This is a genomic window from Corynebacterium neomassiliense, assembly GCF_900626215.1.
Lineage (GTDB): Bacteria > Actinomycetota > Actinomycetes > Mycobacteriales > Mycobacteriaceae > Corynebacterium > Corynebacterium neomassiliense.
On the sequence record NZ_LR131106.1, the window covers coordinates 1894024 to 1908693 of the forward strand.

The window sequence follows — 14670 nt, forward strand, 5'->3', positions numbered from 1 at the left end:
CCGCACCGCCTCCGGTCCCGCCGTTCCCTCCCCTGGGGTGGCGCCGCTGACCTAGAATGTGCGGGACGGATACATGTAACGATCACTACATTTCACGATCTGACCCACTGGAGGTCCCCATGACCAGTCCGTTCACGGGCGATGACAGTGCCGGGGTACCGGACGGGTCCCGCCCCGGCGACGCAACGTCCCGCACCGGGGTGACCGAGTGTGACGCCGAGGTCGCCGGCACCGTCCCCGCCGTGGTGGCCCGGGCACGCGCCGCCTTCCGCGCCGGGGTGAACACCGGGCCCGACGCCCGGCGACGTAACCTGCAGGCCCTGCGCCGCATGCTCCGGGAGAACCGGAGCAGTTTCGAGGCCGCACTACACAATGACCTGCACAAAGGCAGGCTCGAAGCGGGACTGACCGAGATCGACGCCGTCCTCGGGGAAATCACCCACGCCCTGCGGCATCTGTCGTCCTGGCTACGCCCCCGCCGTGCCAGAACTCCGCTGCTGCTCGCCCCGGGCTCCGCGAAGCTCGTACCGGAGCCGCTGGGTGTCGTCCTGGTGATGTCGCCCTGGAACTACCCGGTGAACCTCACCCTGTCGCCCCTGGTGGGAATCCTGGCGGCCGGAAACACGGCGGTGATCAAGCCGAGCCCCGATTCGCCGGACACCTCCGACCTCATCGCTTCTCTGGTGCCCACCTACTTCCCCGACCACTGTGTCCAGGTCGTCCGCGGGGAGCTCGAGACCTCCCGCGCGGTACTGCGGGAAAGGTTCGACCACATCATGTTCACCGGGTCGGGACAGGTCGGCAGGATCGTGATGGAAGCTGCGGCGCAGCACCTCACGCCCGTGACTCTCGAGCTCGGGGGGAAGTCCCCCGCCTGGTTCGACGAGGACGCCCACCTCGACACCGCAGCGAGGCGTCTCGCCTGGGCGAAGTTCGTCAACGCCGGCCAGACGTGTGTCGCCCCGGACTATGTCATGACCACCCCGGACCGGGTCCCCGCCCTCGTCGCCGCACTGGAGAGGGCGGTGGAGGAACTGTGGGGAACCGACCCCTCGCACAGCGGCGATTACGGCCGGATCATCAACACCCGGCACTTCGACCGGTTGTCCGGCTGCCTGGACGAGATCGACGGGGAGGGGGCCGGGGAGGGTGCCGGGGCGTCCGGCACCGGACCGGAGGTGGCGTTCGGCGGGGTGCGTGACCGCGACAGTCTCTACATGTCGCCGACGGTGGTGACCTTCCCCACCGCCCGGTTTTCCGACGGGGACGCCGGGAGCACCCCCGCAGTCGGCACAGGTGCAGGGTGGGCCCTGTTGCGGGAGGAGATCTTCGGCCCGGTGCTTCCGGTCGTCCCGGTGGAGTCACGGGAACAGGCCGTGCAGCTGGTCAACAGCTGGGACAAGCCGTTGGCGCTCTACGTGTTCAGTGACGACCCCGACACCCACCGTTACTTCGACGAGGAGACCTCCTCCGGCGCGGTCGTGCACAATGCCGGCCTGATCCAGGTCGGCATCTGTTCGCTGCCGTTCGGTGGCGTCGGCGCCAGCGGAACCGGGGCGTACCACGGCGAGGATTCCTTCCGGACCTTCTCGCACATGAAGCCGGTGCTCACCAAGCCCCTTGTGCCCGACACATTTCCCCTGCTCTATCCGGGGACCCGTGAGCCTGTGCGGCGTCTCCTGGGGCTGCTGCAGCGCAGGGGCTAGATCAGGGTTCGGGACCGACGCCGGGATCCCTTTCTTCTGCAGTGTTGACGTGGAGGCCACTGACCTGTAGATTTGAACCCGGTTACAGTTTCTGAGTTGTTTTTCCCTTCCGGTGTCCGATCCGGTTTCGGAAGGAATCAAGTTCGCGGGAGTTGTCTACAGACACGAACTGATTCCCTACGGAACATTCGGTCAACCCGGTGAGCGGCAGTCGCCGCCCACTGACTTCAAAGAAGGAAAACGCATGATCAGCGGTACTGTCAAGTGGTTCAACGCCGAAAAGGGCTTCGGCTTCATCTCCCCGGACGACGGCTCGAGCGACGTCTTCGTCCACTACTCGGAGATCCAGGGCAACGGCTTCCGTAGCCTGGAAGAGAACCAGAAGGTCTCCTTCGAGACCGAAGCAGGGAACAAGGGACCGGCCGCCGTGTCCGTCACCATCCTCTAAGAGAATCCCTGACTGAGTGGAAACCCCGCCCCCGGAGAACATCCGGCGGCGGGGTTTCCCATGTCTCAGGTCAGGCCGGTACCGGCCCGTATCCGTGACCCGGTGCCGGCGGTCCGGTCAACCGCTCTTACTGCAGGTCACCGGAACTCGTTCTCGTCGCGCAACCTGGGCTCCACCCTCGCCTCCGGGGTGAAACCCGACTTGTCCCGGTAGAACTCCCGGATCCGGTCCATGTCCGACCCGACATCACCGGTGAGCGGGATCGTCGGCCCCAGACCTGTGGTCATCGTGTCGCGGTCGACGTAGCCGAGGGTGAGCGGCAGTCCCGTCTCGCGTGCGATCCGGTAGAACCCGGACTTCCAGTACTCGTGCGGTCCCCGGGTCCCGTCCGGCGTGATCACCAGACCGAACACCTCCCCCGAGCGCACCCTGGAAACCAGGTTGTCCACCAGACCGCCGGGGGATTCACGGTCCACCGGTATGCCTCCCAGCGCCCGCATGACCGGTCCCCGCCAGCCGCGGAAAAGACTGTCCTTGCCCAGCCAGAGGATCCGGAGACCCAGCTTCCACGCGATGCCGAGCATCAGGATGAAGTCCCAGTTGGAGGTGTGCGGGGCACCTATGAAGACGGAGGGACGCCCCGGCGCCGGTTCAGTGTCAAGTTTCCACCTGCTGAGCGTCCAGAATGCGGTGGCAATGCGGCGTCGTAGCATTCTTCGATGCTACATGCGTCCCTGTGCCCGGCGTCCCTGTGCCCGGCGTCCCTGTGCCCGGCGTCCTGTCTCCGTGTCCGGCGCCGGTCACCTGCCGCCCGCAGTCCGTTGGCGATCACCACCACTTCCGCGATCTCGTGGACCAGAACGACCGCGGCGAGTCCCAGCACCCCGGCCAGGGCGAGCGGGAACAGGATCACGATGATCGCCAGCGCCAGCACGATATTCCCGGTCATGATCCGCCGTCCCCGGCGGGCGTGCTCCAGTGCCTGCGGGAGCAGCCGGAGGTCACTGCCGGTGAAGGCGATGTCGGCAGATTCGATCGCGGCCGCGGAGCCTCCCGCTCCCATGGCGATGCCGACTGTGGCTCCGGCCAGAGCCGGCGCGTCGTTGATTCCGTCACCGACCATGGCGGTCGGCGCCTCTGCGGACAGTTCGGCCACGGCGTCCGCCTTGTCCTGCGGCAGCTGTCCGGCGTGCACCTCGGTGATCCCCGCTTCGTCTGCCAGGGCCCTGGCTGTCTGTTCGTTGTCTCCGGTGAGCATCACAGTGCGTATTCCGCGGGCGTGCAGCAGTCGGACAGTTTCGGCCGCCTCCGGCCGAAGCTCGTCGCGGACCCCGACAAGTCCCGTGACCCGCCCGTCGAGCTCGACCACGACCACGGTCATGCCGGCCCCTGCCATCGCCTCGGCGTCCCCGGCCATCTCACCCGAACCGAGCCAGCGCCCGTTTCCGACCCTCACCCGGGAGCCCCCGACCCTGCCCGTCAGGCCGAGCCCGGCGTTCTCGACGATGTCACCGGCGACCGGGATGTCCGGCCCTGCCGCGGCGGTGACCGCCGGGGCGAGCGGGTGGGTACTGTCGGCTTCCACCGCGGCGGCGAGACTGAGGACCTCCGCCGGGGAGAATCCTTCGACCGTACGGACATCGACGACCACGGGCCTGTTCCGCGTGAGGGTTCCGGTCTTGTCCAGCGCCACGGTCCGGACGGTACCGAACCTCTCGAAAGCCTCCCCGGAGGTGATGACCACCCCGAAGGTGGACGCCGCACCGACGGCACTGATCACCGTCACCGGCACGGCGATGGCCAGTGCACAGGGGGACGCCGCGACCAGGACCACCAGTGCTCTCTCGATCCAGATTCCGGGATCTCCGACCAGGGACCCCACCACCGCGACCAGAGCGGCGACGACCAGGACGAGCGGGACCAGAGGACGGGCGACGGTGTCCGCCAGGCGTGCCCTGCGACCTTTCCTGGCGTGGGCCTGCTGCACGAGATCCACGATCCTGGTCAGTGAATTGTCCCGGCCGTCCGCCGTCGCGCGGATCCGCAGGGTCGCCGGCCCGTTGACCACGCCGGCGGTGACCTCGTCACCGGGTCCGACACCCACCGGGACGGACTCCCCCGTCACCGCGGAGGTGTCGACGGCGGACCTTCCCGCGACCACGACACCGTCGGTGGCCACGCGGTCGCCCGCCGCGACGACGAGCACATCGTCGACGCGGACGTCCGCGGCCGGTACGGTCACCACGGTCCGCCCTCTGACGACACGGACCGTGTCCGGGACCAGTGCGAGCAGGGCCCGCAGTTTCTCCTTCGCACCACCCATCGCCCGGTCCTCGAGCGCCTCTGACAGGGAGAACAGGAAGGCCAGTGCTGCTGCTTCACCGACGTGCCCGAGGGCCACGGCACCTGCCGCGGCAATTGTCATCAGCAGTCCCACACCCAGGTGACCGTGCACCAGTCGGCGCAGTGCCCCGGGAACGAAGGTGGACGCCCCCGCCAGCAGGGCGATCCACTGCAGTACCTGGGACGCCACGGTGAGGTCCGTGTGGCCGAGAAGGTACCCGCAGACCAGCGCAACGGCACTGACCGCGGACGGCGCCAGGTCGGGGTCCCTCCACCACGCGGGCCGGTTGCCGTCAGGGGCAGGCGCCCCGGCGGTACCGGTGACGCCGGCAGTACCGGCACTACCGGCAGGGCCTCCGGTGTCCTTCTCTCCACCGCAGTCGTCTGCCCCGCAGCATTCCGCGCTCATGCCGGGGCCCCGTCCGAGGGGGTGCAGTCGGCGCAGCAGCCGGGCACGTCACACTCGTCGCTGAGGCATGCGGGCTCACCGTCGTCGACGGCGAGGACGACGTCGACGAGTGCGTTGAGGGCGGAGCTCAGGTGGGGATCAGCGATCTCGTACCGGGTCCGCCGTCCTTCCGGGACGGCGACGATGATCCCGCAACCGCGCAGGCAGGCGAGGTGGTTCGAGACATTGGTCCGCGTCAGGTCGAGGTCCCGTGAGAGCTGGGCCGGGTATCCGGGCTGTTCCAGCAGGCTCAGCAGGATCCGTGACCGCGTGGGGTCAGCCATGGCCCGTCCCAGACGGTTCATCACGTCCAGACGGGAAGAAATAGTCAGCATTCGCTGACTATACAGCGCATGCTGACCAATTGGCAACGGTCACTCCGGCCCGGAGACGTGGGGTCCGGAAGACGGACCGGGACGGCGGCCCCGCGGCGTCCTCCCCCGGTCTGCTGCCCGCACACGGCAGCGGCCTCTTCCTCCCCCGCCCCGTAGGTGTCACGGATATCCTGCGAGATCCGCATGGAGCAGAATTTCGGCCCGCACATCGAGCAGAAGCGGGCGTTCTTCGCAGGCTCCGCCGGAAGGGTCTCGTCATGGAACTCCCTGGCCGTGACCGGGTCCAGACCCAGCGCAAACTGGTCGTTCCAACGGAACTCGAACCGCGCCTTCGACAGGGCGTCATCGCGCACCCGCGCACCGGGGTGACCTTTGGCGATGTCCGCCGCGTGGGCGGCGATACGGTAGGTGATCACCCCGGTCTTCACGTCATCCCTGTCCGGCAGTCCCAGATGCTCCTTCGGGGTGACGTAGCAGAGCATGGCGGTGCCGTACCTGGCGATCTCCGTCGCACCGATCGCCGAGGTGATGTGGTCATAGCCCGGCGCGATGTCGGTGACCAGCGGCCCGAGAGTGTAGAACGGGGCGCCCTGGCACAGTCGCTGCTGCCGTTCGACATTCTCACGGACCATGTGGAGCGGGACATGACCGGGACCCTCCACCATCACCTGGACATCGTGGTCCCGGGCGCGCCCGGTGAGCTCGGCGAGAGTGTCAAGTTCGGCGAACTGGGCGGCGTCGTTGGCGTCCGCGGTAGACCCCGGGCGCAGCCCGTCGCCGAGGGAGAAGGTGACGTCGTAGGCGGCGAAGATCTCGCACAGTTCGTCGAAGTGCGTGTACAGGAAGTTCTCCCGTCGGTGGGCCAGACACCACCCCGCCATCACGGAACCTCCCCGGGAGACGATCCCGGTGACCCTGCCCGCGGTCAACGGCACGTACCGCGCCAGCACCCCGGCGTGGACGGTCATGTAGTCCACCCCCTGCTCGCACTGCTCGATGACCGTGTCCCGGTAGATTTCCCAGCTCAGTGCGGTGGCGTCCCCGCCGACCTTCTCCAACGCCTGGTACACCGGCACTGTACCCACCGGGATCGGGGAATTGCGCAGGATCCACTCCCTGGTGGTGTGGATGTCGTCACCGGTGGACAGGTCCATGAGCGTGTCCGCACCCCACCGGGCGGCCCACTCCAGCTTGGCGACCTCGTCACGGATCGAACTGGTCACCGCCGAGTTTCCGATGTTCGCGTTGACCTTCACCAGGAACGCGCGGCCGATGATCATCGGCTCCGACTCCGGATGGTTGACGTTGGCGGGGAGAACGGCCCGGCCGGCCGCCAGTTCGGAGCGGACCAGTTCGACGTCGCAGTTCTCGCGCAGCGCGACGAACCGCATCTCCGGGGTGATGATCCCCTGCCTGGCGTAGTGCATCTGTGTGACGGTGCGGCCCGGCCGCGCCCGGCGCGGCTCCGGGACCCGCCCCTTCCACTGCTGCGACGGAGAGCCCCGCCGCACCGCCGAACGCCCGTCGTCGCTGAGGCGGTGTCCCCGGCATTCATAGGTCTCCGTGTCCTGCCGCGCGCTGATCCATCCGGAACGCCACGGGTCGAGACCCTCCTCGGGTACGCTGCCGGGGCCCATGGTCCGGTAGACGCGGACGGGTTCATTCGGGGTGCCGTCCGGTGACGGGTCCAGGTGGATCTCCGTCACCGGGACGCGGATGCCGTGGTCGGCGTCCTCCACCAGTCCGGGACGGTGGGAGGGGTGCTGTTCCCTGCAGGGCACGTACCCGGTCTCCGCTCTCTCCCCCGGGTCCGTCGACTGCGGCGTGCCCGCCGGATCAGCGGCAGTGCCCTGCCTGTGGACATATGTGTCAGCCATGGCTGAGTTCCTCACTTCCTACGCCGGTGTCAACCGGATCAGGTTCTACGGTCCCGGACACGTCAGTCCGGTCTCAGCCCCTTTCCCGGGGCACCCGTGTGGTCACACAACGTGTAGCACGCAGGACTGTTGGAGAGCAAAATCACATCACCCCGGACAGGGTTTTCCCGCTGATCAGATACCTGGACCGTGCAGGTGGGAGGGCACTACCATGGCCCCATGACAGAACGCCCCAGCAAAAAACACCCCCGTTCCCTGTCTTTCGAGACGCAGAGCGTGCACGCCGGCAACTCGGTCGACCCCGGTACCGGGGCGATCCGTACACCACTGGTCCTGGCGAACTCCTACGCTCTGCCGGAGGACCCCTCGGAGGTGTCCTGGTCCGGTACCGAAGTCCCGCTGTACACCCGCAACTCCGGTGTCAACCAGATCGCCCTGCAGAAGAAGCTCGCGGTACTCGAGGGCGGGGAGGACGCCGTCGTCCTCGCCTCCGGTGTGGCGGCCCTGCACTCGGTGTTCTTCTCCTTCCTGCGCTCCGGCGACCACATCGTCGTCGCCGACGTGACCTATGAGGCCACCTGGCGGTTGTTCGCCGAGATCCTGCCACAGAAGTACGGGATCAGAGCCACGTTCGTCGACGCCTCCGACCTTTCCGCGGTGGAGGCGGCGGTCACCCCGGAGACAAAGCTCATCCATGTCGAGACGATCGGCAACCCGACCACGAAAGTCACCGACATCCGGGCGGTCGCGGACATCGCCCACCGCTCCGGTGCCCTGCTGAGCGTGGACTCCACCTTCACCCCGCCACCGTTGTACCGGCCGTTGGCCGACGGCGCGGACCTGGTGGTCCACTCGCTGACGAAGTACATCAACGGGCACGGGGACGCCATGGGCGGCGCCGTCATCGGTGCCCGGGAGCTGATCGACCGGATCAAGGCCGATGCGATGGTCGACGTCGGCGGCGTGATCTCGCCCACCAATGCGTGGCTGATCATGCGGGGTTCGGTCACCCTGCCGCTGCGGATCAGGCAGCATGTGGCCTCTGCCGCCCGGATCGCCGAGTTCCTGGAGGCCGATCCCCGCATCGCCTATGTCGCCTACCCGGGACTGGAGTCCCATCCGCAGCATGAGCTGGCGGAACGGCAGTTCGGGGGACGCGGTTACGGCGCCGTGCTGGCGTTCGCCCTCGACGGTGACCCGGACCTGCAGAACAGGTTCGTGGCGAACCTCGAGGTCATCACCAGTGCGGTCTCGTTGGGCCATGACGAGTCCCTCATCGTGCACGTCGGTACGTCAGGCCCGAGAGTGGCCGCGTACCCGGAGGGCTTCCGGACCCTCGGCCATCTCCGGCTCTCGGTGGGCCTGGAGAACGTCGATGATCTGCTGGCCGACATCGCAGCCGCCCTCGACGCCGTCCTTCCCCGGGCGTAGTTTTCCGGCGACAGGCTCCCCGGCCGCATCCGGGTCCCGGCCCCTCCCCTGCGGCCNNNGGCCCCTCCCCTGCGGCCCGGCCCCGCCCCTGCGTCCCGGTGCCGCCCCTTGCCCCCCGTCACCGTCAGGCTTAGTATCTGCGTATGCATGAAGATACTAAGAAGTGCACGCTCAACGCCGACAGCCAGTACGCGGACTTCGCCGCCGAAGTGTTCTCCCTGCTGGCGGACGCCACCCGCGTCCGGATCATCCTCGCCCTGCGTGCCGGCGAAAAGTCTGTCGGCGAACTCGCCGAAGCAGTCGGAAAATCCCCGACGGCGGTCTCCCAGCACCTGGCGAAACTGCGCTGGGGCAGAATCGTCGAGCCCCGCCAGGACGGAAACCGCGTCTACTACCGTCTCATCGACGAACACGCCCGCGAGCTGGTGACACACGCGGTGTTCCAGGCCGAACACGTCGTCAACGGCGTACCCCGCCACCACCGTACCGGGGAAGGCACCTACACCACCGACACCGGCGCTGCCACCGGACAGCAGGACGACTGATGCCCACCACCGCGGACGCCGGGACAGGGCGTCCTCCCGAGGTGCAGCGGCCCCTGTGGCAGAGAATCGACCGCACCGACCTGGCCCGGACAGTCTTCCTCGCCGCCTGCTCCGTCGCAGTCGCACTCGGAGCGACCTGGCCCTGGGACCGCCTCCCCGTGATCGCCGTCGTCGGACTCGTCGCCGGATGCTGGCCGATCCTCACCGAAGCCGTCCGGGACGCGGTCAACCGGCGCATGAGCATGGAACTGTCCATGCTCATCGCGATCATCGCCGCGGCCGCAATCGGTGAATGGACCACAGCGCTGGTCATCACCACATTCGTCCTCGCCGCGGAGATCCTCGAAGACCTTTCGATGGACCGCGGCCGCGGTGCCCTGACAGACCTGATGACATTCCTGCCGGACACCGTCCGGGTCCGTGGCGCCGGCGCGACAGTCACGACCGTCCCCCGCGACCAGGTGAGACCCGGACAGACAGTCGTGGTGCCGCCGGGAGGACGTATTCCCGTGGACGGCACCGTCACCGCCGGCCACTCCACCGTCGACCAGTCCCGGATCACCGGAGAATCCCTGCCCGTCGACGTCACCGTGGACGACACCGTCTTCGCCGGCTCCGTCAACCAGGTCGGAGCCGTGGAGATCCGTGCCGACCGGGTGGGGGCGGACTCCTCCTACGGACGGATCATGGAGGCCGTCCGACTGGCGCAGTCCAGCGAACCACCCGTACAACGGCTGGCCGACAGGCTTGCGGCATGGCTCGTCTACCTCGCTCTGGGCGGAGCCCTCGTCACCTACCTGCTCACCCGGGATCTCACGGCGACGATCTCGGTCATCGTCGTCGCCGGCGCATGCGGTATCGCCGCAGGAACCCCCCTGGCGGTGCTGGCCGCCATCGCACGCATCGCCCGCGCCGGAGCATTCGTCAAGGACGGGGCCCACCTTGAGGCACTGTCGACCGTGGACACGGTCGTCTTCGACAAGACGGGAACCCTCACCACCGGACGCCCGACCGTCACACGTGTCATCACCGTCCCCGGAGGCCCCGACGAGGACGCCCTGCTCTCCTACGCCGCGGCAGCGGAAAACTACTCCGAGCACCCCCTGGGCCGGGCCGTCGTCGCCCACGCACAGACACTCGGCCTACCGGTGGAGGCGTCGCAGAACTTCACCTACTCACCCGGACTGGGAGTGTCCGCGGAAGTCGGAGGACGGCAGGTCGCCGCTGGGAACACGGCATTCGTCCCCGGGGCCCCGGCGTCCTTCCCCGACGAGGTCGCCACCGCGGTACACATCGGCGTCGACGGCAGGTACGCCGGTTCTGTACTGCTCGCCGACGAAATCAGGCCGACCTCCTCCCGGGCTGTCGCCGACCTGCACGACGAGGGCGTGCGCACCATCATGATCACCGGCGACTCCGCCGGGACGGCCCTCGCTGTCGGCAGGGCGGTGGGCGTCACCGACGTTCGCGCCGACCTGCTCCCCGAGGACAAGACCACTGTGATCGACCGCGAACGGGCCGCAGGCCACCGGCTGGTGATGGTCGGCGACGGGGTCAATGACGCCCCGGCGCTGGCGAAAGCTGACGTGGGAATCGCCATGGGAGGGGGAACAGACATCGCCCGGGAAAGCTCCGACGTCATTCTCGTCAGCTCCGACCCCCGCGATCTGGTCACCACCCTGCGCACGGCCCGGCGGGCACGCCGGATCGTGACGTTCAACTTCATCGGGACCGTGACTGTCGACCTGGCAGGAATCGTACTGGCGGCATCCGGACTGCTCAGTCCGGTGGTCGCCGCCTTCGTCCATGTCGGGTCGGAGACGGCGTTCATCCTCAACTCTGCGCGGCTGATACCCGGGCGGCAGCGTCGAACTCCTCCGCGGTGAGGGGCAGTCCCTCCAGCTCCGGTTCCCGGAACTTCCCGTCAGTCAGGAGATCTTCGTAGAGTCTCCGGTACAGGGCGGGCCGGAAGTCGGTCGCTCCGTCGATCAGCGGGTTCGGTTCGAACTTCTCCCGCGTGGCCAGGCTGAGGTCGATCACAGCGCTGTACATCCTGTTCTCGATCGCCCGGGGATCGGTGAACGGCAGGCCGGTGTAGTACTCGGTGTCCCAGAACCGGGTAGTGGGCCCTATGATGCTCGACCCGCCCCAGAAGACGTTGCGGAGGTCGGTGCCGGCCAGATTCGCGGAGACGATGTAGATCTGGTTGGTGATCACCCCCGCCTCCAGTGTGGTGGACCCGAGGGCTGTTCCGTGGCATTTCGCCAGGGCAGTGCAGTTGACGTACAGGCGGCACCCTTTCGCTGCGTAGTAGCGCATCAGCTCCGGGAAACAGTAGGAGTCGTAGCAGATCCCCAGACCGACCGGACCCCACGGAGTGTCGAACATGAAGGGTGAGTCCCCCCTGGTGGCCCAGTTCGGTTCAGGTGAGGGCAGATGTATCTTGCGGTAGGAACCGATGATCCCCTCCGGGCCGCAGACGCAGGCGGAATTGTAGATCGTGTCGGGTTCCCCGGCGTCTCTCTCCGGCAACCCGAATGCGACGAACACCCCCAGCTCCGCGCTCTTCTCCGCGATCACCCGGGAACTGGGCCCGGGGACTGTCTCAGCGAGGAGGGTCTGCATCTTCCCGGCTTTCGGTTTGTCCGCTTCATCGTCGTATCCGGTGAGCGCCATCTCCGGGAAGACGACCAGACCGGACCCCTCAGCCGCGGCGGCCTCAATGTATCCGAGCATGCGGTTCAGATTGCGTTCCTTGTCCCCCCACTTCGCGTTGAACGACACTGTCGACACTCTCATGATGTCCTTGTCCATGGCTGCTTCCTCCGGACCTGCCCGGCATCGGGAACGGTACTGTCCTGATGGTCGGTCCGCCGCGTTGCCGTGCAGGGTCGTCGACGTCACCGGACGGTAAAACCTCTCTGCGCGCCCCTGCCCCGGGGCAGGGGCAAGAAGTTGCCGTCGGTGTTTCCGCCGCATCGGCTCCGACTGTCACCCGTCTGCGTCATCTGACCCGTCGGGGACACCGCCGAGGACGCCGAGAACCCCGGGGAAGGTCCTGAACCCGTCGGAGGAGAGAAAATGCCCGCCGCCGGGCACCACCCGGGCACGGACACCGAGCTGTACGGCCAGGCGGTCCGTCAACGCAGGGGGCACCAGGGGATCGACATCCGACCGGAGCACCACCGTACGGTCGATGTGGTCGGCAAGACCGGTGACGTCCTCCCCCACCCCGATGAAGTCATCCAGTTCCGGTAACGCGGGCAGCCGGTCAATGAATCCTGCGACGAGTACCAGCGAACCCAGCCTCCAGGAACCGGACCGTCCCTTCAGTTGCTCCGTTTCCTCCAGCGTCTTCAGATGACGCAGGGTGGCCAGGCAGCCGAGACTGTGGGCGACAACCGCGGTGCCGGCATCGGGAACACCGACCGTCCGGCGCAGGGCGTCCTTCCAGGCCCCGGGGTCCGGGTTGCGCGGGTCCGGCAGGGCAGGAACCTCACAGGGGACGCCGGTAGATTCCAGCTGGTCGGAGAGCCAACGGAACCAGTGATCGTCCGGCGAGGCGGAGTACCCGTGGATGACGGCCACCCGGCGGGGCACAGTAGGTGATGAACGGGTCGAATGCACTTCCATGGGACCGGACGATAGAGGTTGACGCCGACGTGAAGGTCAAGCCGAACCACAGTGAGGGAGTTGACGATGCTGATCAGGGAACTGGCGGAGCGAACCGGGGTCAGTCCGCGGGCGCTGCGCCACTACGAGGACACCGGCCTGCTGACTCCCGGGAGAAGTTCCGGCGGCTACCGACTGTTCACCGAAGACGACGTGGTGAGGGTCCGCCAGATCCGGAGGATGATCGACGCAGGTATGGGAACAACGCAGATCCGCCGCTACATCGACTGCGCCCGGAACGGGGACCATGGCTTCCAGCTGGACATGTGCCCGGACCTGCAGGCAGAACTCGATGAACTCGCAGTGCGGTTGTCTGAGGCCCGGCAGGCGATCCAGGCGAAACAGCAGAACCTCCGGGCGCTGACGGCGTCATCGCCTGAACGGCTCCCCGGCAGTCCCTGCTGAACGGGCAGCGAGGCAGTACCGCCCGGCTGTCAGCGGTTCTCTTCGTCGCGAAGGTGTCCCCGGCCGAACGGGGTTCCTTCTGCCCGGATGGCCCCGGGGTCCGCTTCCGTCCCGGGCGGGCGGAGGAACTCGGCGTCAGCGACAACTCGCTCGGCGGTGTGCTCGCCTGGTACTCACTCATCCACACCGGCCCGATGCTCGAGACCTTCGATCATGCGGTCACCACGGCCTGGTACTGGCCGGTGGACATGCTCCGGGTGAAGGTCGGGCAGCCGGGTTCGCTGTCACGCACGTGGAGAGCCGGTCGGAACCCGGATCGCGTGCACACGGGGCGATCACGGCAGTGCTGTCCTGACGCTGTCCTGACGTGATTTCTTGACCGCCGCCGAGTTCCGGGCACTGCACCACCGGGGGTGGGAGTGGAGCAGCCGACGGCACTACGGTTCCGGGGTGTCGACCACATGAGAGACCGGGCCGTCCGGGTAACGACATGACCGTGATACAGTCAATCTTCAGATAAGATTCATCTCACAATTAAAATACTTCCCAGAAGGCAGGATCTGAGAATTGTGACGATAATTGCAGGGTTGATTCAGAACCGTCCTGACCCGAACCTCACCGGTGACCGGCTCCGGCAGCAGATGCTCGCAGACTACCCGGATCTCAGTCCGACGCTTCTGTCGGTACATGCCGCCGACAGGCCAGGTGAGAATCACCCGGTCTATCTGACGTACGGCGACAGATTGATAGCGATGACAGGCGTTCCGGCTCCAGTGGGAGACGGTCTCGATCACATGGCTCAGGAGAGTCCGCTCTGGCCGGATGACGTTCCGACGCCTGGTAACTGTGGTGCGCAGAAGATCTTGACTGTTCTACGGCCCGACGACGATACTCTTTCGAGGTCGGAGGAGACGCGCCATATCGCGGCGATGGACGACGCAACGTTGCTGTCCAGGGCAATGGCCGCAGCCATCGCTGTGAGCGACAGTATCGCTGCCGTGTATTTTGCCAGTGCCGGACATGTGGCCGAACCGACGACATTCCGGGAGATGGCCTTGGAGGCACCCTCTGCCTCACTTCTCTCTGCCTGGGTTTCCCGGAACATTGCCGTCAGCCCTCACGGCGTAGTTTCCGGGTACACACGCGGGATGGACATGCTCGGCCTGATGGACATCGAAATCATCGAATCACCGGAGTCTGCCGAAGATACCTTCATGAGGTTGACCGCCATCTCCACATATCAGTTTCAGAACGGTCCGGTAATCGGTGACGGTGATTCCCTCGGCGGAACCGAGGACGTCGAGCTCCTGGCTTCCCACGCACCTTCGGTGAACACCCCTGCCAAGACGGTCCTCAGACTGACATTCGCCAACAGTGAGGAGGTGCCGGCACGACAGAAGAGGAAGCGATGGTTCCGGCGCAGGTAGCGCCGATGAAGAGTCCGGACCACCGACTCCCCC

Annotated in this window: 14 protein-coding genes and 1 riboswitch; of the genes, 8 read left to right on the plus strand and 6 right to left on the minus strand. The window is 67.0% G+C overall.

Annotated features, from left to right (window positions below; all coding sequences use genetic code 11):
- Positions 1 to 119: 119 nt before the first annotated feature.
- Both E0E18_RS08305 and E0E18_RS08310 read left to right on the plus strand, forming a co-directional pair.
- Positions 120 to 1706 (plus strand): aldehyde dehydrogenase family protein, encoded by a 1587-nt coding sequence (locus E0E18_RS08305; RefSeq protein ID WP_130840210.1) that lies wholly within the window; start codon positions 120 to 122, stop codon positions 1704 to 1706.
- A gap of 244 nt (positions 1707 to 1950) precedes the next feature.
- Positions 1951 to 2154: a cold-shock protein gene (locus tag E0E18_RS08310; RefSeq protein ID WP_130840212.1), complete on the plus strand. Its 204-nt coding sequence runs from the start codon at positions 1951 to 1953 to the stop codon at positions 2152 to 2154.
- Positions 2155 to 2291: 137 nt separating this feature from the next.
- On the opposite strand, the gene E0E18_RS08315 is transcribed toward E0E18_RS08310, so the two are convergent.
- The 4 genes from E0E18_RS08315 to thiC form a co-directional block, all read right to left on the minus strand.
- A complete protein-coding gene (locus E0E18_RS08315; RefSeq protein ID WP_130840215.1) occupies positions 2292 to 2867 on the minus strand; it encodes a 1-acyl-sn-glycerol-3-phosphate acyltransferase in 576 nt (191 codons plus the stop codon).
- A complete protein-coding gene (locus E0E18_RS08320; protein WP_130840218.1) occupies positions 2774 to 4906 on the minus strand; it encodes a heavy metal translocating P-type ATPase in 2133 nt (710 codons plus the stop codon). The genes E0E18_RS08315 and E0E18_RS08320 overlap by 94 nt, the downstream gene beginning before the upstream one ends.
- Positions 4903 to 5280, minus strand: coding sequence for a Cd(II)/Pb(II)-sensing metalloregulatory transcriptional regulator CmtR (gene cmtR, locus E0E18_RS08325; RefSeq protein WP_066585531.1), 378 nt, complete (start codon positions 5278 to 5280; stop codon positions 4903 to 4905). Before cmtR ends, E0E18_RS08320 begins: the two co-directional genes overlap by 4 nt.
- A complete protein-coding gene (gene thiC / locus E0E18_RS08330) occupies positions 5274 to 7157 on the minus strand; it encodes a phosphomethylpyrimidine synthase ThiC (protein ID WP_130840220.1) in 1884 nt (627 codons plus the stop codon). Before thiC ends, cmtR begins: the two co-directional genes overlap by 7 nt.
- Positions 7156 to 7265: riboswitch (TPP riboswitch) on the minus strand. Its footprint overlaps the gene before it by 2 nt.
- 111 nt (positions 7266 to 7376) lie before the next feature.
- On the opposite strand from thiC, the gene E0E18_RS08335 reads away from it, so the two are divergent.
- The 3 genes from E0E18_RS08335 to E0E18_RS08345 all read left to right on the plus strand — a co-directional run bounded on the left by E0E18_RS08335 (position 7377) and on the right by E0E18_RS08345 (position 11019).
- The gene (locus E0E18_RS08335) at positions 7377 to 8588 is read left to right on the plus strand and encodes a trans-sulfuration enzyme family protein (RefSeq protein WP_130840222.1); all 1212 of its coding nucleotides are present in this window, start codon (positions 7377 to 7379) and stop codon (positions 8586 to 8588) included.
- A gap of 143 nt (positions 8589 to 8731) precedes the next feature.
- Positions 8732 to 9133, plus strand: coding sequence for an ArsR/SmtB family transcription factor (locus E0E18_RS08340; RefSeq protein ID WP_110480801.1), 402 nt, complete (start codon positions 8732 to 8734; stop codon positions 9131 to 9133).
- Entirely contained in the window at positions 9133 to 11019 is a 1887-nt protein-coding gene (locus E0E18_RS08345) for a heavy metal translocating P-type ATPase (protein WP_130840224.1), read from the plus strand. Before E0E18_RS08340 ends, E0E18_RS08345 begins: the two co-directional genes overlap by 1 nt.
- Here the strand turns inward: E0E18_RS08345 and E0E18_RS08350 are convergent.
- Both E0E18_RS08350 and E0E18_RS08355 read right to left on the minus strand, forming a co-directional pair.
- Positions 10967 to 11947, minus strand: a complete 981-nt coding sequence (locus E0E18_RS08350) for a carbon-nitrogen hydrolase family protein (protein WP_078057176.1) — start codon at positions 11945 to 11947, stop codon at positions 10967 to 10969. The two genes, E0E18_RS08345 and E0E18_RS08350, sit on opposite strands and share 53 nt — an antisense overlap.
- A gap of 177 nt (positions 11948 to 12124) precedes the next feature.
- The gene (locus E0E18_RS08355; protein WP_130840226.1) at positions 12125 to 12766 is read right to left on the minus strand and encodes an RBBP9/YdeN family alpha/beta hydrolase; all 642 of its coding nucleotides are present in this window, start codon (positions 12764 to 12766) and stop codon (positions 12125 to 12127) included.
- 66 nt (positions 12767 to 12832) lie between these two features.
- On the opposite strand from E0E18_RS08355, the gene E0E18_RS08360 reads away from it, so the two are divergent.
- From E0E18_RS08360 to E0E18_RS08370, 3 genes are all read left to right on the plus strand, one after another.
- Positions 12833 to 13210: a MerR family transcriptional regulator gene (locus E0E18_RS08360; RefSeq protein ID WP_130841341.1), complete on the plus strand. Its 378-nt coding sequence runs from the start codon at positions 12833 to 12835 to the stop codon at positions 13208 to 13210.
- Between the two features lie 53 nt (positions 13211 to 13263).
- On the plus strand, positions 13264 to 13581 hold the full coding sequence (locus tag E0E18_RS14170) for a hypothetical protein (RefSeq protein WP_237559699.1): 318 nt from the start codon (positions 13264 to 13266) through the stop codon (positions 13579 to 13581).
- A 198-nt stretch (positions 13582 to 13779) separates the two neighbouring features.
- Positions 13780 to 14637 carry a DUF4261 domain-containing protein gene (locus tag E0E18_RS08370; protein WP_130840228.1) on the plus strand — a complete coding sequence of 286 codons (858 nt, stop codon included), beginning with the start codon at positions 13780 to 13782 and terminating at the stop codon, positions 14635 to 14637.
- The last annotated feature ends 33 nt before the right edge of the window (positions 14638 to 14670 follow it).

Bases quoted from the DNA above. Each gene is read 5' to 3' on its own strand.
- E0E18_RS08350 (WP_078057176.1), bottom strand. From the start codon at position 11,947: ATGGACAAGGACATCATGAGAGTGTCGACAGTGTCGTTCAACGCGAAG.
- E0E18_RS08305 (WP_130840210.1), top strand. From the start codon at position 120: ATGACCAGTCCGTTCACGGGCGATGACAGTGCCGGGGTACCGGACGGG.
- E0E18_RS08340 (WP_110480801.1), top strand. From the start codon at position 8,732: ATGCATGAAGATACTAAGAAGTGCACGCTCAACGCCGACAGCCAGTAC.
- E0E18_RS08355 (WP_130840226.1), bottom strand. From the start codon at position 12,766: ATGGAAGTGCATTCGACCCGTTCATCACCTACTGTGCCCCGCCGGGTG.
- E0E18_RS08310 (WP_130840212.1), top strand. From the start codon at position 1,951: ATGATCAGCGGTACTGTCAAGTGGTTCAACGCCGAAAAGGGCTTCGGC.
- cmtR (WP_066585531.1), bottom strand. From the start codon at position 5,280: ATGCTGACTATTTCTTCCCGTCTGGACGTGATGAACCGTCTGGGACGG.
- E0E18_RS08345 (WP_130840224.1), top strand. From the start codon at position 9,133: ATGCCCACCACCGCGGACGCCGGGACAGGGCGTCCTCCCGAGGTGCAG.
- E0E18_RS08315 (WP_130840215.1), bottom strand. From the start codon at position 2,867: ATGCTACGACGCCGCATTGCCACCGCATTCTGGACGCTCAGCAGGTGG.
- thiC (WP_130840220.1), bottom strand. From the start codon at position 7,157: ATGGCTGACACATATGTCCACAGGCAGGGCACTGCCGCTGATCCGGCG.
- E0E18_RS08320 (WP_130840218.1), bottom strand. From the start codon at position 4,906: ATGAGCGCGGAATGCTGCGGGGCAGACGACTGCGGTGGAGAGAAGGAC.
- E0E18_RS08335 (WP_130840222.1), top strand. From the start codon at position 7,377: ATGACAGAACGCCCCAGCAAAAAACACCCCCGTTCCCTGTCTTTCGAG.
- E0E18_RS08360 (WP_130841341.1), top strand. From the start codon at position 12,833: ATGCTGATCAGGGAACTGGCGGAGCGAACCGGGGTCAGTCCGCGGGCG.